20 protein-coding genes are annotated in these 19888 nt (G+C 64.7%); 9 read left to right on the top strand and 11 right to left on the bottom strand.

Annotated features, from left to right (window positions below):
• Positions 1–6: 6 nt before the first annotated feature.
• From QA645_RS24540 to QA645_RS24530, 3 genes are all read right to left on the bottom strand, one after another.
• The gene (locus tag QA645_RS24540) at positions 7–2208 is read right to left on the bottom strand and encodes an RNA degradosome polyphosphate kinase (RefSeq protein ID WP_283053311.1); all 2202 of its coding nucleotides are present in this window, start codon (positions 2206–2208) and stop codon (positions 7–9) included.
• 145 nt (positions 2209–2353) lie between these two features.
• Positions 2354–3031 (bottom strand): DnaA/Hda family protein, encoded by a 678-nt coding sequence (locus tag QA645_RS24535; protein ID WP_283044243.1) that lies wholly within the window; start codon positions 3029–3031, stop codon positions 2354–2356.
• A gap of 96 nt (positions 3032–3127) precedes the next feature.
• Complete coding sequence (locus tag QA645_RS24530) at positions 3128–3670, bottom strand: CDP-alcohol phosphatidyltransferase family protein (protein ID WP_254131022.1); 543 nt, start codon at positions 3668–3670, stop codon at positions 3128–3130.
• A gap of 156 nt (positions 3671–3826) precedes the next feature.
• On the opposite strand from QA645_RS24530, the gene purM reads away from it, so the two are divergent.
• Both purM and purN read left to right on the top strand, forming a co-directional pair.
• Positions 3827–4900 (top strand): phosphoribosylformylglycinamidine cyclo-ligase, encoded by a 1074-nt coding sequence (gene purM, locus QA645_RS24525; protein WP_283044242.1) that lies wholly within the window; start codon positions 3827–3829, stop codon positions 4898–4900.
• Positions 4900–5553, top strand: coding sequence for a phosphoribosylglycinamide formyltransferase (gene purN, locus QA645_RS24520; protein ID WP_283044241.1), 654 nt, complete (start codon positions 4900–4902; stop codon positions 5551–5553). Before purM ends, purN begins: the two co-directional genes overlap by 1 nt.
• A 91-nt stretch (positions 5554–5644) precedes the next feature.
• On the opposite strand, the gene QA645_RS24515 is transcribed toward purN, so the two are convergent.
• Positions 5645–5851 (bottom strand): cold-shock protein, encoded by a 207-nt coding sequence (locus QA645_RS24515; protein WP_008129967.1) that lies wholly within the window; start codon positions 5849–5851, stop codon positions 5645–5647.
• A 373-nt stretch (positions 5852–6224) separates the two neighbouring features.
• Here QA645_RS24515 and QA645_RS24510 point away from each other — a divergent pair, with 373 nt between their 5' ends.
• Complete coding sequence (locus tag QA645_RS24510) at positions 6225–7382, top strand: autotransporter outer membrane beta-barrel domain-containing protein (protein ID WP_283044240.1); 1158 nt, start codon at positions 6225–6227, stop codon at positions 7380–7382.
• A 22-nt stretch (positions 7383–7404) separates the two neighbouring features.
• Here QA645_RS24510 and QA645_RS24505 read toward each other — a convergent pair whose 3' ends face one another.
• On the bottom strand, positions 7405–8445 hold the full coding sequence (locus QA645_RS24505; protein WP_254131026.1) for a LysR family transcriptional regulator: 1041 nt from the start codon (positions 8443–8445) through the stop codon (positions 7405–7407).
• 71 nt (positions 8446–8516) lie between these two features.
• Between QA645_RS24505 and QA645_RS24500 the strand changes: the two genes are divergently transcribed.
• The 5 genes from QA645_RS24500 (at position 8517) to QA645_RS24480 (ending at position 12073) form a co-directional block, all read left to right on the top strand.
• Positions 8517–9134, top strand: a complete 618-nt coding sequence (locus QA645_RS24500; RefSeq protein ID WP_254131027.1) for a hypothetical protein — start codon at positions 8517–8519, stop codon at positions 9132–9134.
• On the top strand, positions 9121–9741 hold the full coding sequence (locus tag QA645_RS24495) for a GNAT family N-acetyltransferase (protein WP_254131028.1): 621 nt from the start codon (positions 9121–9123) through the stop codon (positions 9739–9741). The genes QA645_RS24500 and QA645_RS24495 overlap by 14 nt, the downstream gene beginning before the upstream one ends.
• 25 nt (positions 9742–9766) lie before the next feature.
• Positions 9767–10330, top strand: coding sequence for an isochorismatase family protein (locus QA645_RS24490; protein WP_283044239.1), 564 nt, complete (start codon positions 9767–9769; stop codon positions 10328–10330).
• 34 nt (positions 10331–10364) lie between these two features.
• Positions 10365–10532, top strand: a complete 168-nt coding sequence (locus QA645_RS24485; RefSeq protein ID WP_283044238.1) for a hypothetical protein — start codon at positions 10365–10367, stop codon at positions 10530–10532.
• A 158-nt stretch (positions 10533–10690) separates the two neighbouring features.
• A complete protein-coding gene (locus QA645_RS24480) occupies positions 10691–12073 on the top strand; it encodes an aspartate aminotransferase family protein (protein WP_254193376.1) in 1383 nt (460 codons plus the stop codon).
• A gap of 154 nt (positions 12074–12227) precedes the next feature.
• Here the strand turns inward: QA645_RS24480 and rnd are convergent, their stop codons facing one another.
• Both rnd and QA645_RS24470 read right to left on the bottom strand, forming a co-directional pair.
• Positions 12228–13376 (bottom strand): ribonuclease D, encoded by a 1149-nt coding sequence (rnd, locus tag QA645_RS24475; protein WP_254193377.1) that lies wholly within the window; start codon positions 13374–13376, stop codon positions 12228–12230.
• A gap of 354 nt (positions 13377–13730) precedes the next feature.
• Positions 13731–14630 carry a LysR family transcriptional regulator gene (locus tag QA645_RS24470; RefSeq protein WP_283044237.1) on the bottom strand — a complete coding sequence of 300 codons (900 nt, stop codon included), beginning with the start codon at positions 14628–14630 and terminating at the stop codon, positions 13731–13733.
• A 104-nt stretch (positions 14631–14734) separates the two neighbouring features.
• Between QA645_RS24470 and QA645_RS24465 the strand changes: the two genes are divergently transcribed.
• On the top strand, positions 14735–15724 hold the full coding sequence (locus QA645_RS24465) for a zinc-dependent alcohol dehydrogenase family protein (protein WP_283044236.1): 990 nt from the start codon (positions 14735–14737) through the stop codon (positions 15722–15724).
• 78 nt (positions 15725–15802) lie between these two features.
• Here the strand turns inward: QA645_RS24465 and QA645_RS24460 are convergent, their stop codons facing one another.
• Genes QA645_RS24460 through QA645_RS24445 form a run of 4 tightly spaced genes read right to left on the bottom strand, consistent with a single transcriptional unit; the run spans position 15803 to position 19818 of the window.
• Positions 15803–17137: an ABC transporter substrate-binding protein gene (locus QA645_RS24460; protein WP_283044235.1), complete on the bottom strand. Its 1335-nt coding sequence runs from the start codon at positions 17135–17137 to the stop codon at positions 15803–15805.
• An 11-nt stretch (positions 17138–17148) separates the two neighbouring features.
• The gene (locus QA645_RS24455) at positions 17149–18018 is read right to left on the bottom strand and encodes a carbohydrate ABC transporter permease (RefSeq protein WP_283044234.1); all 870 of its coding nucleotides are present in this window, start codon (positions 18016–18018) and stop codon (positions 17149–17151) included.
• Positions 18015–18965 (bottom strand): sugar ABC transporter permease, encoded by a 951-nt coding sequence (locus QA645_RS24450; RefSeq protein WP_283044233.1) that lies wholly within the window; start codon positions 18963–18965, stop codon positions 18015–18017. The genes QA645_RS24455 and QA645_RS24450 overlap by 4 nt, the downstream gene beginning before the upstream one ends.
• A 1-nt stretch (position 18966) precedes the next feature.
• Positions 18967–19818, bottom strand: coding sequence for a phosphodiesterase (locus tag QA645_RS24445; protein ID WP_283044232.1), 852 nt, complete (start codon positions 19816–19818; stop codon positions 18967–18969).
• Positions 19819–19888: the final 70 nt, after the last annotated feature.

The following is a 19888-nucleotide window of genomic DNA, read 5'->3' as shown; positions in this document are numbered from 1 at the left end:
CTCCGGTCAGGACTGATGGCGTTCGTTTCGGCGCGTGAGACGGCGCGGCGAGGATTCCTTGAGCGACTTTCCACGGCCAGACAGACTCGGATTTGTCATGAAGTAGTTGTGCACGTTGAAGGGCTCCTCGCCCTTCGCGGCCTTCATACGCGTTGAGGACCCGTCCGGCAACAATTGCCAGCTCTGCTCATTGTCCTTCAGATTCGCGACCATGATCTGTTCGAGAACCTGCTGATGCACCGTGGGATTTTGCAGCGGACACAGCACCTCGACGCGGCGGTCGAGGTTGCGCGGCATCATATCGGCCGACGAGATATACACAGCCGCTTTCGCGCTCGGCAGGCCCTGGCCCATGCCGAAGCAGTAGATTCGACCATGTTCCAGGAACCGTCCGATGATCGACTTGACGCGGATGTTCTCCGAAAGGCCGGGAATGCCGGGCCGCAGGCAGCAGATCCCGCGCACCACGAGCTCGACCTGCACGCCGGCCTGTGAGGCCTCATAGAGCGCGTCGATGATATCGGGGTCGACCAGCGCATTCATCTTCATCCAGACCGCGCCGGGCTTGCCGTGACGTGCGTGCTCGGTCTCGCCCTGGATGTGCTCGATGATGCGCTTGCGCAGCGTCAGCGGCGACACCGCCATCTTCTCCAGATCGCTCGGCGCAGCGTAGCCCGTGATGAAGTTGAACACGCGCGCGGCGTCGCGGCCGATGGTCGGTTCCGACGTGAAGTAGGAGAGGTCCGTATAAATACGCGCGGTGACCGGGTGATAATTGCCGGTGCCGGTATGGACGTAAGTGGTGAGGCTGCCGCCCTCGCGGCGCACCACCATGGAAAGCTTTGCGTGCGTCTTCAATTCGAGGAAGCCGTAGACCACCTGCACGCCGGCGCGTTCCAGGTCGCGCGCCCAGCGGATGTTGGCCTCTTCGTCGAAGCGCGCCTTCAATTCGATCAGCGCGGTGACGGATTTGCCGGCCTCGGCCGCTTCGGCCAGCGCGCGCACGATCGGAGAGTTGTTGGAGGTGCGGTAGAGCGTCTGCTTGATCGCGACGACGTCGGGATCGCGCGCGGCCTGTTGCAGGAACTGCACCACCACGTCGAAGGATTCGTAGGGGTGATGGACCACGAGGTCCTTCTGCCGGATCGCGGCAAAGATGTCGCCGCCATGCTCACGCACGCGCTCGGGATGGCGCGGCACGTAAGGGGTGAATTCGAGGTCGGGCCGGTCGAGCCTTGTCAGTTGCGAAAGCTCGTTCATGGCGAGCACGCCGTCGACCAGGAACACCTCGTCGTCGGCCGCCGAGAGCGCGTGCTGCACGAAGCTGCGCAACTGCTCCGGCATCTTGGCGTCGATCTCGAGCCTGATCACCGATCCGCGGCGGCGGCGCTTCAGCGCGGTCTCGAACAGGCGGACGAGGTCTTCGGCCTCTTCCTCGATTTCGAGCTCGGAGTCGCGGATGATGCGGAAGGCGCCCTGGCCGTGGAGATTGTAGCCGGGGAACAGGCGATTGATGAAAAGGCCGGTCACCTGCTCCAGCGAGATCAGGCGTACGACCTTGCTCTCCTTGCCGTCGCCCGGCAGACGGATGAAGCGGTCGATCTTGCCGGGCATGCGGATCAGCGCGTTCATCTGCTTGCCGTCGATGGCGCGCGTGAGCTGCAGCGCGATGGTGAAGCCGAGGCTCGGGATGAACGGGAAGGGGTGGGCTGGGTCGATCGCCAGCGGCGTCAGCAGCGGGAACACGTTGTTGAGGAAATAGTCCTCGAGCCAGGTCCGCTCCGCCTTGCTGACGTCCTTGCCATCGACCAGCACGATGCCGACGCCGGCGAGCGTGCCGCGCAAATCGGCCCAGATCGCCTGCTGGTCGGAGGCGAGCTGCGAGACGGTTCGGTTGATCAGCGCAAGCTGCTCGGACGGCGTCAGGCCGTCGGGGGCGCGCTCGGCGATGCCCTCGCGCACCTGCGCCTTGATGCCGGCGACGCGGACCATGAAGAACTCGTCGAGGTTATTTGCGGAAATCGACAGGAATCGTACCCGCTCCAGCACGGGATGGCTGGCGTTGACCGATTCTTCCAGGACACGGCGGTTGAAATGCAGCCAGGAGAGTTCGCGGTTGATGAATCGCTCAGGGCTCGAGGCGATCGCCGGCAGGCCCTCGGCTTCCGTAGGTTTCTCTTTTATTTCAACAGTTTGCGCGGAATCCATGAGAAGTCGGTCCATCCAGTTCGCCCCAATTTGCGACTTATGCGCAAAACCGGCCGGAGCATGTGTTAGTGCGATGACGTTTCGATGACATTGATGTTCCGCGGCCGCGCCGCGTCAAGCGGGCCAAGGGGACAGGGGCTGGCCGTCAGGCGTCCCGGAGCAGCTCGGCGGCGAGCGCCCGGGTGACGGGGCGGCCGAGCCGCAGCGCCTCGCCGTCCAGCAATTCCACGGCGCGCCGGGCGGCGGCCGACGACCGCTCCAGCCGGGTCGCGAGGTAGCTCACCACGCTTTCGTCGACAGAGAGCTGACGGTCGGCGCAGAACTTGACGATCAGGCCGCGGAACAGCTGGTCGTCCGGCGGCGCCAGCGAAATCACCGGAATCGTCCGCAGCCGGGAGCGGAGGTCGCGGAGCTCGACCTCGATCGCCGCCGGCACCTCACGGCCGGTGAAGAGCACATAGGCGCCGTCCTCGCGAGCGAGGTTCATCAGATGGAAGAGGGCGCGTTCGTCGAGATCGCCGGCCTTGAGATCCTCGACCACCAGCGCGCCGGTCGCGAGCGCGCCGGGGACGCTGGCCGCGGTCAGCGCATTGGCCGTGGTCGAGCGCGCGCCGGCCTCCTCGGCCCAGATCGCGGCGAGGTGGCTCTTGCCCGAGCCTTCGGGGCCGGCGAGCCACATGATCCGGTTCGGCCATTCCGGCCAGCCGTCGATCAGCGCGAGACCGGCGGCGTTGGCAGGGCCCTCGAGAAAATTGTCCCGGCTGAGGCTCTCCGCATGGGGAAGCGAAAACGCCAATTGTCGGGGATGAACGCGGCCTGCCACGCTTGCTTTGCTCCGTGCCGGCGCGCCGGCTTTGTCTGAAGAGATTCGACCTATTCGATCGGGTTTTGGCCTTTTGCAGGGCGGCCGCGTCCCGGCTCATTTGGCCTCGATCGTGCTCATGTGCCGCAACCACTCGACGAGATAGAGCGACACGGAGGACAGCGTGAACACCGTAACGAAGCCCATCAGGACTATATCATACGGTGCCGGCCTGAAGCCGAAGGCGAGCGAGGCCAGCACCAGCGCCGCATAGGCCACCTGGGCCGCGGTGTTGAGCTTGGAGACCATCGACGGCTTCATCTCGACCGGCTTGTCGAACAGCCAGGACACGATCACGGCGGTGACGATCATGATGTCGCGCGACACCACCAGGATCACGATCCAGCGCGGAATGTCGCCCCAGATGCCGAGCGCGAGGTAGATCGACACCAGCAGCGCCTTGTCGGCCAGCGGGTCGAGCAGGGCGCCGAGCTCGCTGGTCATGTTGAAGCGCTTGGCCAGGAAGCCGTCCACGGCATCGCTGATGCCGGCGACCAGGAAGACGGCGAATGCCACCTCCATTTGGCTCGACACGATGGCCCAGACGATGATCGGGACCAGCATGATGCGGCCCAGGGTAATGATGTTCGGAATACTCACGCGGCGCTTCCCGGCACCCGGTCTGACCTCGAATCCGGCCTCCAAAGAGGCTGAACCGGTTGATATCTCTACATAGTATAGGGCGGGGCGCCACGCTTGCCATTGCGCGTCCCCGGAATTCGACGTAACCAGCCGCAAACCCACTGGAAATCGGGCATGACCGACCGCAAAAACGGCCTCACATACGCCGATTCAGGCGTCGATATCGACGCGGGCAACCGCCTGGTCGACCTGATCAAGCCGATGGTGCGCGCCACCGCACGGCCCGGCGCCGACGCCGAGATCGGCGGATTCGGCGGCCTGTTCGACCTCAAGGCGGCCGGTTTCAAGGATCCTGTCCTGGTCGCGGCCACCGACGGTGTCGGCACCAAGGTCAAGATCGCGATCGAGACCGGCCTGCATGGCGGGATCGGCATCGACCTCGTCGCCATGAGCGTCAACGACCTCGTGGTGCAGGGCGCCGAGCCGCTGTTCTTCCTGGACTATTTCGCCTGCGGCAAGCTCGACCCCGAGGCCACCGCCTCGATCGTCGCTGGCGTCGCCGAGGGCTGCCGCGAATCCGGCTGCGCTCTGATCGGCGGCGAGACCGCCGAAATGCCCGGGCTCTACAAGGACGGTGACTATGACCTCGGCGGCTTTGCCGTCGGCGCTGCCGAGCGGGGCACGCTGCTGCCGCGCAAGGACATTGCCGCGGGCGACGCCGTGATCGGTCTCGCTTCGTCGGGCGTGCACTCCAACGGCTTCTCGCTGGTACGCAAGATCGTGGAACAGTCCGGCCTCGGCTTCGAGGCGCAGGCGCCGTTCGCGCCGGTCATGACGCTCGGCGGCGCGCTGCTGACGCCGACGCGGCTCTACGTCAAATCCTGCCTGCGCGCGATCCGCGAGACTGGCGCGGTGAAGGGCCTCGCCCACATCACCGGTGGCGGCTTCACCGACAACATTCCGCGCGTGCTGCCCGCACATCTTGGCGTCGGCATCGATCTGGCGCGCCTGCCGGTGCTGCCGGTGTTCAAATGGCTGGCGGCGCAAGCCGGCATCGCCGAGCTCGAAATGCTCAGGACCTTCAACTGCGGCATCGGCATGATCGCGATCGTCGAGCCCGACAAGGTCGACGAGGTCGTGCGGGTCTTCACCGACGCGGGCGAGACCGTGGCGCAGCTCGGCACCGTGATCCCGGCCGAGGGCGAGCATCGCGTCGTCTATAACGGCCATCTCGATCTGGCGCTGTGATGAAGCGCCGCGTCGCCATCCTGATTTCCGGCCGCGGTTCCAACATGTCCGCGCTGATCAAGGCCGCTTCTGCTGCGGATTTCCCGGCGGAGATATCGCTCGTCATCTCGAACAAGGCCGGTGCGCTCGGGCTCGAACGGGCCAAGGCGGCCGGCGTGAAAACGCTGGTGATCGAGAGCAAGCCGTTCGGCAAGGACCGCGCCGGCTTCGAGGCGTTGCTGCAGGCCGCCCTCGACCAGCACGGGATCGAGCTGATTTGCCTCGGCGGCTTCATGCGCCTGTTCACCGCCGAATTCGCCAGAACCTGGTACGGACGGATGCTCAACATCCATCCCTCGCTGTTGCCGTCCTTCCCCGGCCTCGACCCGCATGGCCAGGCCTTGCGCGCCGGCGTCAAACTGTCCGGGGCGACGGTGCATTTCGTCATCCCCGAGACCGATGCGGGGCCGATCGTGATGCAGGGCGCGGTGCCCGTGAGCGATCACGACACGGCGGAGACGCTGTCGGAGCGCATCCTCGAAATCGAGCATCGCATCTATCCGGCTGCGCTGAGCCTGCTCGCGACCGGCAAGGTCAAGATCGAGGGCGATGTCTGCAGGACCGCGGGCAGTTCAGCGTCGGAGAATTTTCTGGTTGCGCCGGTGGCGCACTGAATCGCGGTCGCGTTTTCGACGTCCCCAAACAAAATCCCCCGGCAGAGCCGGGGGCATCGTCATGATCTCTCGCGCATCGCTTTGAGAGAAATCAGGAGACCTTGAGGTTCTCCGCGGACGACTTGCCGCGGTTCTCCACGAGGTCGTATTCAACCACCTGATTCTCATTCAGGGTCGAGAGTCCGGCGCGCTCGACGGCCGAGATGTGGACAAACACGTCCTTATCGCTGCCGTTCGGCTTGATGAACCCATAACCCTTGGTCGGGTTGAACCATTTGACGGTGCCCTTTTGTGGCATCGTTAGTCTCCTCCGCTAGATACTAAAAAGACGCGGCCGCTTTTCGCGTGCCACGTCACAAACGGGCTTCCGGAAGTCTGTTCGAGTCTCATTGTCGCGAAACGCACAGCCGAGCGGCCAATTCCGATTGTGTGCAGTATTCCAACACGAAATTCGCGCGCTAGCAAGTCGCGCGCGAATTTCAAGACCACACCGGAGATGTCCCGCTGCAATTTGCGACCTGTGGCGCCGGAACCACAATCGTGGGCAATCGCCCCTGCGATAGCGTGCCAACCGGTTGACCCCTCGTGGCAGTTCGGCACAAATCGCCGCACCCGCTCACGGTTCGTATTGTATTTTTGCGGGCCGCCACTTTGCTTTGGGATTCTTCGTCATGCGCTGCGCCTCGCAGCTTACCGGGACACGGCAGATGATTGGGCTGGACCGCGTCCGCCGGATCGTGACGGCAATCGCTATGGCGTTCGCGCTCGTCGTGATGCTGTCGGCTGTGACGCCCGTGCTGGCGCAAAGTCCGACGCCCACGCCGACCCCCACGCCCACGGCATCACCGACCCCGGTGCCGGTCCCGACCGCGACCAATTACGACCAGTCGGCCGGCAACAGTGCGCTCAATCTCGGCTCGAACTTCCTGGAGCGGCTCGGCAACCAGGCCTCCGGCGGCGTCAATCGCGCCTTCCGCACCAACCCCGGCGGCGGCGGAGCCTCGGCGAGCACGGAGGATCCGCGTTACCGCACCTGGTACGAGGGCTACGGCATTTCGCTTCGGACCGATCCGCAGGGCGATTTCGTCGGCGACAAGCGTAAGACGTTCGGCGGCGTCGCCGGTTTCGGTGCGCGGGTCGCACCGGGCGTCAATCTCGGCTTCTCCGTCGACCAGAGTCATACCGATATCGACGTGCCGCTGGCGCTGCAGTCGGCGACGCTCGACCTGACCCAGATCGGCTTCAACGGCTCTGTCGACAAGGGACCGTGGACCTGGGCCTTTGCGTTGGTGCACGGTTTCGGCAAGGTCCACTCCAACCGGGACACCGGCTTCGGCTTCGCCACGGCGGGCTATCGCGCCGCGGTCGACGGGGCACTGACCGAGATCAGCTATTACTGGACCAAGGACCAGATGCGCGTCGTTCCCAAGGGCGCGCTCGAATATGTGCGGGCCACCGGCGCGGCGTTCCAGGAGGCGGGCGGACTCGATCCGCTCAACGTCGGCTCGAGCGCGCTGGCGCGTGCGCGCGTCATGATCGGCGCCGAGATCGGGCGCTACTTCATCTTCGACCAGAAGATCCTGGACCTCTCGGCCTACGGCAAGTTCGTCGACAATTTCTACCAGGATCTGGGCTCGGTCCAGGTCAGCCTCGGTACCCAGAACATCGTCGTCCCCGGCATCGGCGAAAGCCGATACGGCATGGACGCCGGCGCCTCCGCGTCACTCAGCCTGACCAACACCGCGCGGCTCTACGTCAATTACGACGGCAAGTTCCGCAACGAGCTGACATCGCATCAGGGCACGGTCGGCTTCGAATATCGGTGGTGACGCGCAAAACGACGATCTGCGCTTACTTCGGCGTCGCGGCAACGTATCCGGACAATCCAAAGCCTTCGCGCGCGGCCGTCATCATCGGCACCAGCGCGTTCGGATGGATGAATTCGTCGCGGAAGCAGGGGTGGGTCTTGGGATCGAAGATCTTCTTCAGCCAGTCGACCACGATCTTGTGCCGCTCGGAGGCGCGGAACTCCTTGTGATAGGTCAGCCAGAGGTCGGCATGGTGGCTGACGCCGAGGTCGACGGCGACGAGCGGCGCACCGAGCGCGATCGACACCGTCGGCAGGAAGCCGATGCCGGCGCCGCGCTCGACCGCGTAGAGCGCGCCGACCGACGAGTTGGTCTTGATCCCGACGATTCCTTCCAGCGATTTCAACCCGAGCACGCGGGCATAGGCGCCGTCGTCGACCTGCGGCGCGCTCTGCTTGATGATGCGGTGGCTCGACAATTCGGCCAGCGTCGCCGGCACGCCGTAGAGGTCGGCATAGTCCCGCGAGACGAAGGGATAGATGTGCAGCCGGCCGAGCTTGGCGACGATCAGGTCGGGATTGGTTGGCGGCTCGAGCTGGATCGCGATGTCCGACTCCAGCCGCGCGACGTCGGCTTGTTCCATCGCACAACGCAGGTCGACGGTGATCTTGCGGTAGGTCTTCTGGAAATCGATCAGTCGCGGCAGGATCCAGAAATTGCCGGGGCCTTCCGTCACTGCGACGCGCACCGTGCCGGAGGTGTCGTTCGAGGACCGCGAGGCGCGGCGGAAGACGTTGAAGGCGTGACGCTCCATATGCGCGACGTCGGCGATCATCGAGGTGCCTTCGTCGCTGAGCGTGAGCCCGCTCTGGTCGCGCAGGAAGAGCTTGCAGCCGATGCTCTCTTCGAGCCGGTCGATGCGGCGCATCAATGTGGTGGAGGTCAGCCCGAGCTCTTCGGCTGCATTCCGGAAACTTTTAAATTTCGCGCAAGCTAAAAAGAGTTTCAAATCGTCCCAGGACGCATTTAGCGCTTCTTCATGGTGCTGCATCAATGCAGCGCCCCGGTGCAATTGTTGCTGCATACTCCTGATCTCCAGCCGCTAAGCTTCCCCCCATAGCGGCGTACAAAACCCCTGAACGATAGAGGGACGACATGAGTATGGAAAGGGGCTCGTTTGCCGCAAGGCATGATTTCGATGCCTTGCCGCTGAGCCCCGAGGTGGATGTCCGGTGCGCGCAATTCGGAGAAATCGCAGCGCTTTCGGAAATGGCGCACCGCCTGGTGCCCGGCGTGCAGATCGGGACGATGGAGCTTGAGACATATTTCGCCTGGGATCCCGAGAGCATCCTGACCTTCAGTCGGAACGGCCATCTGCTCGGCGGCATGGCCTTCCTGTTCCTCAATGACCGCGGGCATGATGCCTTGCTGCTCGACGATATCTGTCTGACCGCGCCCGAGACGCACTACCTCGCTTCCGCGAAAGAGGATGTTTCGGCGATCTACATCTGGGCGATCGCGGCCACCGGCCGCGGCATCGCCGGTCTCGGCAAGGCCTCGGCGCATCTTCGGCAGATAAGGTTTCGCGGCGCGGACTGCTATGCGCAGCCGTCAACCGTGGCCGGACGTGAAATCATGAAGGCTACGGGCTTTACGCCCATTTCGAGCTTCCAGCGCGACCTCTGGTGTTACGAGCGGCCCTGGCATCGGCAGCCGATGCTCATGCCGGGCGCGGTCATCCAATCAAGGAGTTTTTCAGATGCACGGCACTAGGATTCCCCTCGCCAAGCCTGACTCCCGCGCGATCACAGTTCGCCTTGCGCGCGATCCGAGCGACCTCATGCTGGTCACGGCCATTCGCTCCGCGGTCTATCTCGCCGAGCAGGATTGTCCGTTCGATGAGGAGTTCGACGGCAACGACATGGTTGCCGCTCATTTCATCGGCTACATCGGCAACGAGCCGGCGGGTTGTTTGCGGGTGCGCTTCTTCGGCGACTTCGCCAAGGTCGAGCGGCTTGCGGTGCGTCACCAATATCGGCGCTCGCGCATCTCGTTCAAGCTGGTGCAGGCCAGCGTCGACTATGTGAAGCGCAAGGGGTTCCGCAAGATCTACGGTCAGGCACAGGATCGGCTGGTCGATTTCTGGGCTCATTTCGGCGCCAAGCCGCTGGGCCACAATCGCAAGATCACCTTCTCGGATTTCTCCTACACGGAAATGCTGCTGGAGATCGAGCCGGGGCCGGACGCCATCACGCTGGACAGCGATCCCTACGTCATCATCCGCCCGGAGGGCGACTGGGACCGGCCGGGCGTGCTCGACGCATCGGCGGGGCGGGCAGTGACGTCGCCGCTGCGGGACCTCGCGCTCGCCGACCGCTGAAACTGGTGCAGCTCTGCGCAAAACCATGCCGGTCTCCGTCCACGACGATCCGTTGATCCTGGTTTGCGCGGATCTCCAGGTCGAATATCTGACCCCCGGGCGCCGCCACGTCATTCTCGACGGCGACGCCACAACGTTGCGCTGCCTGGAACTGCTGACGCTGTGGCGCAGCAACCTCTGGCCGGTGATGCATTTGAAGCGCATCGCGCAGGCGGCCTGGTTCAATCCGTCATCCAGACTGACCGATTGGATCGCGGAAACGAGGCCGCGTCCGGGCGAGATGACGTTCGAGCACCCCTTGCCGTCGGCCTACAGCTCGTCGCGTTTCGCCGATTACATGTCGAGCATCCGCAATGTCGGCTGCGTGGTAACGGGCTTTTCCCTCGACGAAACCATCCTGGCCACCGCCGTCGAGGGATTTCACCGCAGCCACCGCTACCAAGTGGTCGTCGATGCCGTCGCCTGCCGGCACCCGGGAACAACCGAGGCGGCCGCCTACAAGCAGTCGGTGGTGAATGTCATCGCCAACTTTGCTACACTCCAGTCCAGCGCCGAACTGATCAGAACCAGCGGCGCCGTCGCAGTCTGAGAGAGACGCGATCGGCGGATGGATGGGTGGGACATTGTCTCGGGAGGACGAACTCAAGGAGCTGGCGAGCGATCTGTCGCGTGCCGTCGAGGCGGCGCGCCGGATCGGCCTGTCCACGACCGTTTATCTGCTCTCGATGGCGCTGGTCGAGGTGAAGGAAGCCGCAGCCGACCAAGAGGGACATGACGACAGCGCGACCTGAGCGCTGTCTCGAGTGCGGCTTTGTGCATCGCTGCTGAGCGCTTGCTGCCGACGAATTGGCGTTGCAAGTTTTGCGTCGTCGCAATAGCCAAGTAATCTCACAATCGAGCGATGGCGTTGGCCGCAGCGGCGACGTCATGACTTAAGGGATCCCTGCAAATGTCCATCCTGCCCAATTCGCAAGAAGCCCGCGATGTGGCCTACCAGCTCCACGCCTACACCAACGCGCGGGCCCATCAGCAGGCAGGCCCGCTGGTGATCGAGCGCGGCGAGGGGCCGTACGTGTTCGATGCGTCGGGCAAGCGCTATTTCGAGGCGATGGCGGGCCTCTGGAGCGTCGGGCTCGGCTTCAACGAGAAGCGCCTGGTCGAGGCCGCGCACAAGCAGATGCAGGCGCTGCCGTTCTATCACACCTTCTCGGCCAAATCGCACGGGCCCTCGATCGACCTCGCCGAGAAGCTGGTCGCGCTCGCGCCGGTGCCGATGAGCAAGGTGTTCTTCACCAATTCCGGCTCGGAGGCGAACGACACCGTTCTCAAGCTGATCGCCTATCGTTCGAACGCGCTCGGCCAGCCCCAGCGCAAGAAGATCATCAGCCGCATGCGCGCCTATCACGGCGTCACCATTGCGTCGGCGAGCCTCACGGGCCTGCCCAACAACCACCGTTCGTTCGACCTGCCGCTGCCGAACATCCTGCATACGGGCTCGCCGCATTTCTACAAGGACGGCGCGCCCGGCGAGAGCGAGGAAGCCTTTGCGACGCGCCGGGCCGAGGAGCTCGACGCGCTGATCCAGAAGGAGGGACCCGACACGATCGCGGCCTTCTTCGGCGAGCCGGTGATGGGGGCGGGCGGCGTCGTCGTGCCGCCGGCGACCTATTGGGACAAGATCCAGGCGGTGCTGAAGAAGTACGACATCCTGCTGATCGCCGACGAAGTGATCTGCGGCTTCGGCCGCACCGGCAAGATGTTCGGCTGCGAGACCTACGGCATCAAGCCCGACGCGATGGTGGTTTCCAAGCAGATCACCTCCAGCTACTTCCCGCTGTCGGCGATCATCATGAACGACCGCATGTTCGAGCCGATCGCAGATGAGAGCAACAAGATCGGCGTGCTCGGCCACGGTTTCACCGCCGGCGGCCATCCGGTCGGCTCGGCGATCGCGCTGGAAAACCTCAAGATCATCGAGGAGCGCGGCCTGGTCGCGCACGCCGCCGAGCTCGGCGGTTACATGCAGGCCAAGCTGCGCGAGCTCACCAGCCATCCGCTGGTCGGCGAGGTCCGCGGCGTCGGCATGATCGCAGCGCTCGAGCTCGTGCTCGACAAGGGCCGCAAGACCGCAGCCGCGACGCCCGGCGCCGTCGGCGGCATGGCGAGCCGCATGCTCCAGGAGCGCGGCGTGATCTCGCGCAACATGCTCGACGCCATTGCCATCTGCCCGCCGCTGATCGTCACCAAGGCCCAGATCGACGAGCTGATCGCGGCGATCACTGGCGTGCTGGATGACATGAAGCCGGAAGTGGCCAAGCTGCCGCAGGCGTAGGGCTCGTCAGTCAGCCTGTCCCCGTCACCCTGAGGTGCTCGCCTCTTCGGCGAGCCTCGAAGGGCGACGGCCCGACTGGCCGCAGCGGGGCGTGCATCCTTCGAGGCTCGCCATGCTGCGCATGGCGCGCACCTCAGGATGACGGTTTAACCGCCTAAGCCCGCTGAACCCCGATCACGCGACCCTTCTCGATCGCAAGCGCCAGCTCGCCGCGCTTCAGCTTCAGCGCGTTGTCGCCGAACAGCTCGCGGCGCCAGCCGCGGAGCGCCGGCACGTCGGCCTCGTCGTCGGCTGCGATCTCCTCGAGATCGTCGACGGTCGCGATCACCTTGCTCGCGACCGCATGACGCTCCGCGGTCATGCGCAGCAGCACCTTCAACAGCTCGACGGTCGCCGCGCCATTATTGTTGTTGCGCGGCTTCTCCAGCTTCGGCAGCGTCGAGAAATCCCGCGCCAGCCCGCGCTCGACCGCGGCGACGATGTCCGCGCCCCATTTGGACTTCTCAAAGCCCTTCGGCACCGAGCGCAGATGGGCGAGCTTCTCCAGCGTGTTCGGCGCGTGGGTGGCGATGTCGCTGATGGCCTCGTCACGCAGCACGCGGCCGCGCGGCACGTCGCGGCTCTGGGCTTCCTGCTCGCGCCAGGCGGCGACCTCCATCAGCACGGCTAGGTCCTTCGGCTTGCGAACCCGCGTCTTCAGCCGTTCCCAGGCGCGCTCGGGGTGGAAGTCGTAGGTCTTGGGTGAGGTCAGGATCTCCATCTCGATGGAGACCCATTCGCTGCGGCGGCGCTTCTTCAGATCGGCGTCCAGTGCTGCGAACACATCGCGCAGATGCGTGACGTCGGAGACCGCGTAATGCATCTGCTCCTTGGTCAGCGGCCGGCGCGACCAGTCGGTGAAGCGGTGGGTCTTGTCCGGCCGGTGGCCGGTGACCTTCTCGACCAGGGCGTCATAGGCGATGCTGTCGCCATAGCCGAGCACCATGGCCGCGACCTGGGTGTCGAACACCGGATGCGGGATGATGTTGGCCTGGTGCCAGATGATCTCGATGTCCTGGCGCGCGGCGTGGAACACCTTCAGCACGCTCTCGTTGGCCATCAGCTCGAAGAACGGCTTGAGGTCGATGCCCTCGGCCAGGGTGTCGATGACGATCGCTTCCTCGGCGCTGGCCATCTGCACCACGCACAACAGCGGGTAGTAGGTGGTTTCGCGCAGGAACTCGGTATCGACGGTAATGACGGGGTGCTTGGCCAGCCGGCTGCAGGCAGCCGCGAGGTCAGCGGTGGTGGTAATCAAATCCATGAACGGCCCATGACACTTGCCATCAGCCGTTCTGCCGAAAGCGCTGTGATGTCAAGGGGCTCTAAGCGAATTCGAGCCTTGCATTCGGACCGAAAGCGCTCTTTTCCGTCAAAATTCCTACTCGTAGCGGATCCGGTGCGAGGATTTGCGGGCGCAGGGCAGCGCCACCACGATCAGGCACATGCCAACCAGCGCCAATCCCAGGAACTCGAAAACCAGCAGATCCACGGCGGAAATCTCCAGAAACACCGTTAGATTTGTCGGCGGTGCGTTGACGCCCTGTTAATTCAAATGGTTACCGGCGGCGGGGCGGGCCGGATGGTGGACGGGGGTTAATGGGGGCGGGCCCGTGGGTCACGTCATGAGCTTCGGCAGGGCTGCAGCCAGGATATCCACGGCGGCCCGGATCTTCGGCGGCATGCGGGGCGAGCGCGGCCACAGCGCGTGGCAGTCGTAGAGGAATTCGTCCTGTCCGTTGAAGAGGCCGATCAGCGTGCCGGTGTCGAGGCGCTCGCGGACCAGCCAGGAGGGCAGCCAGGCCAGGCCCATGCCCTGCGCGGCGGCGTCGGCGATGGCCTCGAGATCATCGAGACGCAGCCGGCCGGCCGGCATGATCTCGCGTGGCGGCTGGCCTGCTTGCGGAAATAGCCACGGCCGGACGCGTCCGGAGCGGCGATAGATGATCGCCTGATGTGCCGCGAGATCGTCGATCTTCTTCGGCTTGCCGTTGGCGCGCAAATACGACCTCGCGCCGCACACCACCATGCGCTGGCTTGCGATGCGCCGTGTGATCAGGCCGGACTGGTCGTCGAGATCGCCGGTCCGGATCGCGAGGTCATAACCGGCCTCGATGATGTCGGCGATCGGATCCCCGAACGAGAGGTCGAGCTCGAGCTGCGGATATTTTCGCGCGAGCTTCATCAGCAAGGGGGCGATGCAGTGCCGTCCCAGCAGGGCAGGCATGGTCACGCGCAGTTTTCCGCGCGGCTCCGATTGTTCGTCGGCGACGACGGCGTCGGCGGCCTCGGCCTCGATGAGGACGGCACGACAGCGCTCGTAATAGGCTTGCCCTGCGTCAGTCAGGCTCTGGCGGCGCGTGGTGCGGTTGAGGAGGCGGACGCTCAGGCGCTCTTCAAGGAAGCGCACATGCTTGCCGACCATCGGCCCGGACATCTCGAAGGCGTCGGCCGCGGCCGCGAACGAGCCGAGATCGACGGCCTTGACGAATACGGCCATGCTGGTCAGGCGATCCATGATTGAAAACTCCGGGTTTCGACTGTTCGCTTGTTTCTGCGATTTATCCGCTTCAGCGGGCGCGGCATAGCTCCATTCAGTTCAATTGTTTCGGAGTGAATCCAATGGTCCGCGTCGTTCGTTTCCACCGGCATGGCGGCCCCGAGGTGCTGCGCATCGAGTCCGTCGACGTCGCGCCGCCGGCACGGGGCGAGGTGCAGATCCGGGTCAAGGCGCTTGGCCTCAACCGCGCGGAAGCCCTGTTGCGGCGGGGGACCTATATCGAGCCTGCGACGTTCCCGTCCGGCCTTGGGCTGGAGGCGGCAGGCCTCGTCGAGGCTGTCGGCGAGGATGTTTCCGGCTTCGCGCCGGGCGATGCCGTCAGCATCGTGCCGCCGCTGTCGATGGTGCGATGGCCGGCGTATGCCGAGCTCGCGACGTTTCCAGCGCAACTCGTCGTGACGAATCCGCCAGGGCTGAGCTTCGAGACGGCGGCGGCGGTGTGGATGCAATATCTCACGGCTTACGGCGCGCTGGTCGATATCGCAGGCCTCGGGCGAGGGGACGTCGTCGCCATCACGGCGGCATCGAGCAGCGTTGGGCTCGCGGCCGTCCAGATCGCCAACCGGGTCGGTGCCGTTCCGGTCGCCCTGACGCGGACCTCAACCAAGCGGCAGGCCTTGCGCGACGCCGGCGCTGCCCACGTTATTGCGTCGGACGAAGAGGACATCGGCGCTCGGCTGGAGGACATCGCCGGACCAAACGGCGTCCGTGTGGTGCTCGATGCGGTCGGCGGGCGCGCGTTCGAGCCGCTGACCGCGGCGATGTCGCCGGGCGGCATTTTGATCGAATACGGCGGGTTGAGCCCGGAGCCGACGCCGTTCCCGCTCTTCAACGTGCTGACCAAGAGCCTGGTCCTGCGCGGCTACCTCGTGCATGAGATCACCCGCGATTCCGCGCGGCTTGCGCAGGCCAAGGCTTTCATCCTCGATGGGCTGGCGGACGGCACGTTGAATCCGATCATCGCCCGAACGTTCCCGCTCGAGGACATCGTCGCGGCGCATCGTTTCCTGGAGTCGAACGAGCAATTCGGCAAGATCGTCGTGACGATCTGAACAAGAGCACACCCGGGGAAACGAATTCGGCGCCCCGCATGACGGAGCGCCGATGTTCGTTTATCGTTGCAGGAGGCCTTACGGCAGCTTCAGCGACGTCTCGGCATTGTACGGCTTCAGCGTCTCGTCCGCGGCCTTCTGGGCGGCGACGAGCGCCTCCTTCGGCTGCTTCTTGCCGTTGAGGACCAGCATCACCTCGTCCTCGAGGTTCTTGCGCACCGGCACGGTCTTGTAGGTCGCAAACCAGGGCTTTGCGACGTCGAGCTGCTCGACGGCGGTCTTGGCGTCCGGGTTTTTGTTCAGGAACTCGACCATGTCAGGCGTCTTGTAGGCGGCCATGTTGGGGGCGAAATAGCCCGTCGCACGGCTCCACCAGGCGCTCTTCTCGGGCGAGGTCATCCACTTGATCAGCGTCCAGGCGGCCTTCTGCTTGTCGGCTTCGACGCCGGCCGGAATGATCAGCGAAGCGCCGCCGATCGGCACGGCGTTGCGCACGTTGCGCGGGATGAAGGCGACCTTGTAGTTGAACTTGGCGTTCTCGCGCACATAGGTCAGCGAGCCCGTCGACAGCATCATCATCGCGGCGTTGCCGGAGATGAAGGAGGTGCTGACGGCAGGGCCGGGCGTCGCGCCGGGCGGGTGGACCTTGTGCTTGCTGACGAGGTCGTTCCACCAGGTCAGTGCGCCGAGCATCGAGGGCGTATCGTAGTAGACCTCGCCGCCGAACTCCTCGTTGTAGTAGCGCCCGCCATTGGTCATGGTGAGCGTTTCCATCATCCAGCCGCAATAGTCGTAGGCGCAGGGGATCGCGATGCCCCATTGGGTCACCTTGTCGCCCTCGCGCTTGGTGAGCTTCTTGGCCCAGTCGGTGAGCTCGGCCCAGGTCTGCGGCGGCTTGCTCGGATCGAGGCCGGCTTCCTTCGCCTTGTCGGCATTGATGTAGAGCAGCGGCGTCGAATTGTGGAAGGGCACGCCGTAGACCGAGCGATCGATCACCGCATTGCCTTGCAGCGCCGGGAAGAATTGGCCCAGGAACTTGTCCTTGGTGCTGCCGTCGGCGGCGATCAGGCTGTCGAGATTGGTGAGTTCGTTCTCGATCTGCATGTCGAGCAGGAAGTTCGCCGACATGATCACGGCGGCCGGCGGCTTGCCGGCCTTGATCGAGGCGCGCGTCTTGATCAGCGTGTCGTCATAGGAGCCGGTGTAGACCGCGGTCGCCTTGACCTCGGGATGGGTCTCGTTGAACTCCTTGATCAGCGTGCCCATGTCGCGGGCGAGCTTGCCGTCGACGGGAACGGGGAAGAACAGATCGATCTCGGTCGGACCTTCACCGGCCAGCGCCGGGACGGCGAGGGCGCCTGCCATAGAGCCTGCCATGGCAAGGCCGAGCATGAGCCTGCGGGAGAACAGCATCGACAAATCTCCTATTTGATGCCTGAGGTGACGAAAGAGCTGATGAAACGCTTCTGGAAGATCAGGAAGGTGATGAGCAGCGGCGCGATCACCATCAGTGTGCCCGCGGCGATGGTGCCCCAGGCCTGCGTGCCTTCCGCGGTCGCGGTGAAGACGGAGAGGCCAACCGTGAGCGGCCGCTTGTCCGGCGAATTGATCACCATCAGCGGCCACAGGAAGTCGTTCCAGTGGCTGGTGACGGAGATGATCGCGAACGCCGAGAAGCTCGGGATCGACAGCGGGATGTAGATGTGACGGATGCGCTGGATCAGGCTGGCGCCGTCGATCAGGGCTGCGTCTTCCAGTTCGGTCGGAATCGCCTCGAACGCCTGGCGCATCAGGAAGGTGCCGAAGGCCGAGGCGAAGAACGGCATCATCACGCCCGCGAGCGTGTCGTAGAGGCCGAGCTGGGCGACGAGCCGCAAATTCGGCACGATCAGCAGCACCGGCACCAGCATCAGCTGCATCAGGAACAGGTAGAAGATCACCGTCTTGCCGGCGAAGTCGAGCCGCGCGAACGCGAAGCCCGCGAGCGTGATGGTGACGAACTGCACCAGCAGGATGCCGGTGCAGATGATCGTGGTGTTGAGGAAGTAGCGCGGGAAGTCGCCGATCTCCCAGGCATCCTTGATGTTGTCGAGCGTCGGCTTCAGGCTCGGCATCAGCTCGGCCATCAGGTTGATGCCGTCGGAGGCCGGACGCAGCGTCGCCACGCCCATCCAGAGGAACGGGATCAGCCAGGCGAGCGCGAGCAGGATCGTCAGCAGGAAGCCGAGTTTTGGCGTGATCTCGTTCCGCGTCGCGAGCGGGGCGTCCTTGTAGAGCTTGTCGATCAGCTTCATGCGCCGCCCTCGCGGTTCGCCATGGTGCGGAACGACAGCGCGGTGAGGACCATGAGGGCGGCAAGGGTCAGCAGCGTTGCCGCTGAAGCCATGCCGATGTCGTAGTGCTCGACCGCCTGCTGGTAGATGTAGAACAGCACGAGGTTGGTGGCGTTCGACGGTCCGCCCTTGGTCATGACGAAGACATGGTCGACCTGCGTCACCGCGTTGAGTGTGGCGATCACGGTGACGAACAGGAAGGTCGGCTTGAGCTCCGGCAGGATGATGTGGCGCAGCCTATGATACGGACCTGCGCCGTCGAGATACGCGGCTTCCATGACGTCTTCGGGCACGGCCTGGAGGCCGGCGAGGAAGAACAGCATGTAATAGCCGGCGTTCTTCCAGATCGTGATGATCATGATCGCATAAAGCGCGATGTCGGGATCGCCGAGCCAGTTCGGCAGCACCGGCAGCAGCCGTCCGATGTAGTAGTCGAGCAGGCCGACATTGGGCAGGAAGATGAAGAGAAACAGCGCCGAGGCCGCGACCATCGGGATCAGCACCGGCAGGAACAGCGCAGCCCGCAGCGCGCTGGTGACGGCGTTGGTGCGCGCCAGCGCCAGCGCGAACAGCAGCGCCAGCCCGATGCTCGGGACCGCGGTGCCGACGGCGTAGATGAGGTTGTTGACGACGGCGCCGGTGAAGGCGGGGTCCGCCAGCACCGCGGCGATGTTGTCGAGGCCGACGAAGCGCAGCGGCGCCTTCGGCGTGGCGCGCTGATAGAGCGCATCGATCAGCACGCGCCCCATCGCGCCGTAGGTGAACAGCGCGAGGAAGATCAGCGAGGGCAGCAGCAGCAGATAGGCCGGCAGCGAGGCTTTGAGGCGTGCTGAAAACCGCGTCGCGATATGCAGGCGCGGCGGCGCCGCAGCCGCGACCGGAAGAGCCGCGGGCTCAGCGAGGCTCATGTCACCGCGCCGGGAAATTGAGCGCATAGTCGCGGCCGTCCATTCCCGCAGGGGGCTCGAAGGGAAAGCGCAGACTGGTGTCGAGGAAGTCGTGGCTGTGCACGACGAGGTTTTGGTCGTCGATCAGCACGACGCCGTAGGCCGGTGGCTCGTGGCTCGCCAGATGGTCGGTGACGTTGGCGTCGAGCTCGAACCAGACCTGGTGGTTGGTGCCGCGCAGCGTCGAGAACGGGATCTTGCCGTAGCTGCCGAAGATCGGACGGTGCACATGGCCGAAGAAGAGGTGGCGGATCCGCGCGCGATAGGGCGAGATCACCTCGGCGAATTCGGCGCTCTGCTTCAGCGCGATCTCGTCCATCGCGTGCACGCCGACCGGGAAGGGCGGATGATGCATGAACACGACAAACTGCTGATCGGCGGGTGCTGCGCCCAGCGTCTTCGCCAGCCAATCGAAGCGCCTGGCGCACATCTCGCCGGCGTGGCTAGTCTCGTCCAGCGTATCCAGGAACACGAACAGCCCGTGCTCGGTGGTGCGCGTGCCCTGCACGAAACCGTTGGGGTCGCGCGGCGCGGCCTTCAGGGTGTCGAGGCAGGTGACGCGCTTGTCGTGATTGCCGACCATGGCGATGTACGGCATTTTCAGCGCCGCCATCGCATCGGCGAAATTGGCGTAGGATTCAGCCTCGCCCCAATGGGTGAGGTCGCCGGTCACGACCGCGAAGGCGGCGTCCGACTGGTGCGCGTTGATGTCGGCGATCGCCGCATCCAGCCGCGCGCGCGGGTCGAGGCCATAGAGCTTCAGCCCGGGGTTCGCGAGATGCGTGTCGGTGATGTGGATGAACTTGAAGGGCATGGCGCTTGTCAGGATCGTTGGAGGATGGGCGCCTCCGGCAAGACGGCCCTGACAGGCCGTTAGAGCGCGT

The organism is Bradyrhizobium sp. CIAT3101, from assembly GCF_029714945.1.
Taxonomy (GTDB): Bacteria; Pseudomonadota; Alphaproteobacteria; order Rhizobiales; family Xanthobacteraceae; genus Bradyrhizobium.
The sequence above is the reverse complement of the archived record's forward strand: the minus strand, read 5'-3'. Positions and strand labels throughout refer to the sequence as shown.

Bases quoted from the DNA above. Each gene is read 5' to 3' on its own strand.
- QA645_RS24540 (WP_283053311.1), bottom strand. From the start codon at position 2,208: ATGGATTCCGCGCAAACTGTTGAAATAAAAGAGAAACCTACGGAAGCC.
- purM (WP_283044242.1), top strand. From the start codon at position 3,827: ATGACCGACCGCAAAAACGGCCTCACATACGCCGATTCAGGCGTCGAT.
- purN (WP_283044241.1), top strand. From the start codon at position 4,900: ATGAAGCGCCGCGTCGCCATCCTGATTTCCGGCCGCGGTTCCAACATG.
- QA645_RS24515 (WP_008129967.1), bottom strand. From the start codon at position 5,851: ATGCCACAAAAGGGCACCGTCAAATGGTTCAACCCGACCAAGGGTTAT.
- QA645_RS24510 (WP_283044240.1), top strand. From the start codon at position 6,225: ATGCGCTGCGCCTCGCAGCTTACCGGGACACGGCAGATGATTGGGCTG.
- QA645_RS24505 (WP_254131026.1), bottom strand. From the start codon at position 8,445: ATGCAGCAACAATTGCACCGGGGCGCTGCATTGATGCAGCACCATGAA.
- QA645_RS24500 (WP_254131027.1), top strand. From the start codon at position 8,517: ATGAGTATGGAAAGGGGCTCGTTTGCCGCAAGGCATGATTTCGATGCC.
- QA645_RS24495 (WP_254131028.1), top strand. From the start codon at position 9,121: ATGCACGGCACTAGGATTCCCCTCGCCAAGCCTGACTCCCGCGCGATC.
- QA645_RS24490 (WP_283044239.1), top strand. From the start codon at position 9,767: ATGCCGGTCTCCGTCCACGACGATCCGTTGATCCTGGTTTGCGCGGAT.
- QA645_RS24480 (WP_254193376.1), top strand. From the start codon at position 10,691: ATGTCCATCCTGCCCAATTCGCAAGAAGCCCGCGATGTGGCCTACCAG.
- rnd (WP_254193377.1), bottom strand. From the start codon at position 13,376: ATGGATTTGATTACCACCACCGCTGACCTCGCGGCTGCCTGCAGCCGG.
- QA645_RS24470 (WP_283044237.1), bottom strand. From the start codon at position 14,630: ATGGATCGCCTGACCAGCATGGCCGTATTCGTCAAGGCCGTCGATCTC.
- QA645_RS24465 (WP_283044236.1), top strand. From the start codon at position 14,735: ATGGTCCGCGTCGTTCGTTTCCACCGGCATGGCGGCCCCGAGGTGCTG.
- QA645_RS24460 (WP_283044235.1), bottom strand. From the start codon at position 17,137: ATGCTGTTCTCCCGCAGGCTCATGCTCGGCCTTGCCATGGCAGGCTCT.
- QA645_RS24455 (WP_283044234.1), bottom strand. From the start codon at position 18,018: ATGAAGCTGATCGACAAGCTCTACAAGGACGCCCCGCTCGCGACGCGG.
- QA645_RS24450 (WP_283044233.1), bottom strand. From the start codon at position 18,965: ATGAGCCTCGCTGAGCCCGCGGCTCTTCCGGTCGCGGCTGCGGCGCCG.
- QA645_RS24445 (WP_283044232.1), bottom strand. From the start codon at position 19,818: ATGCCCTTCAAGTTCATCCACATCACCGACACGCATCTCGCGAACCCC.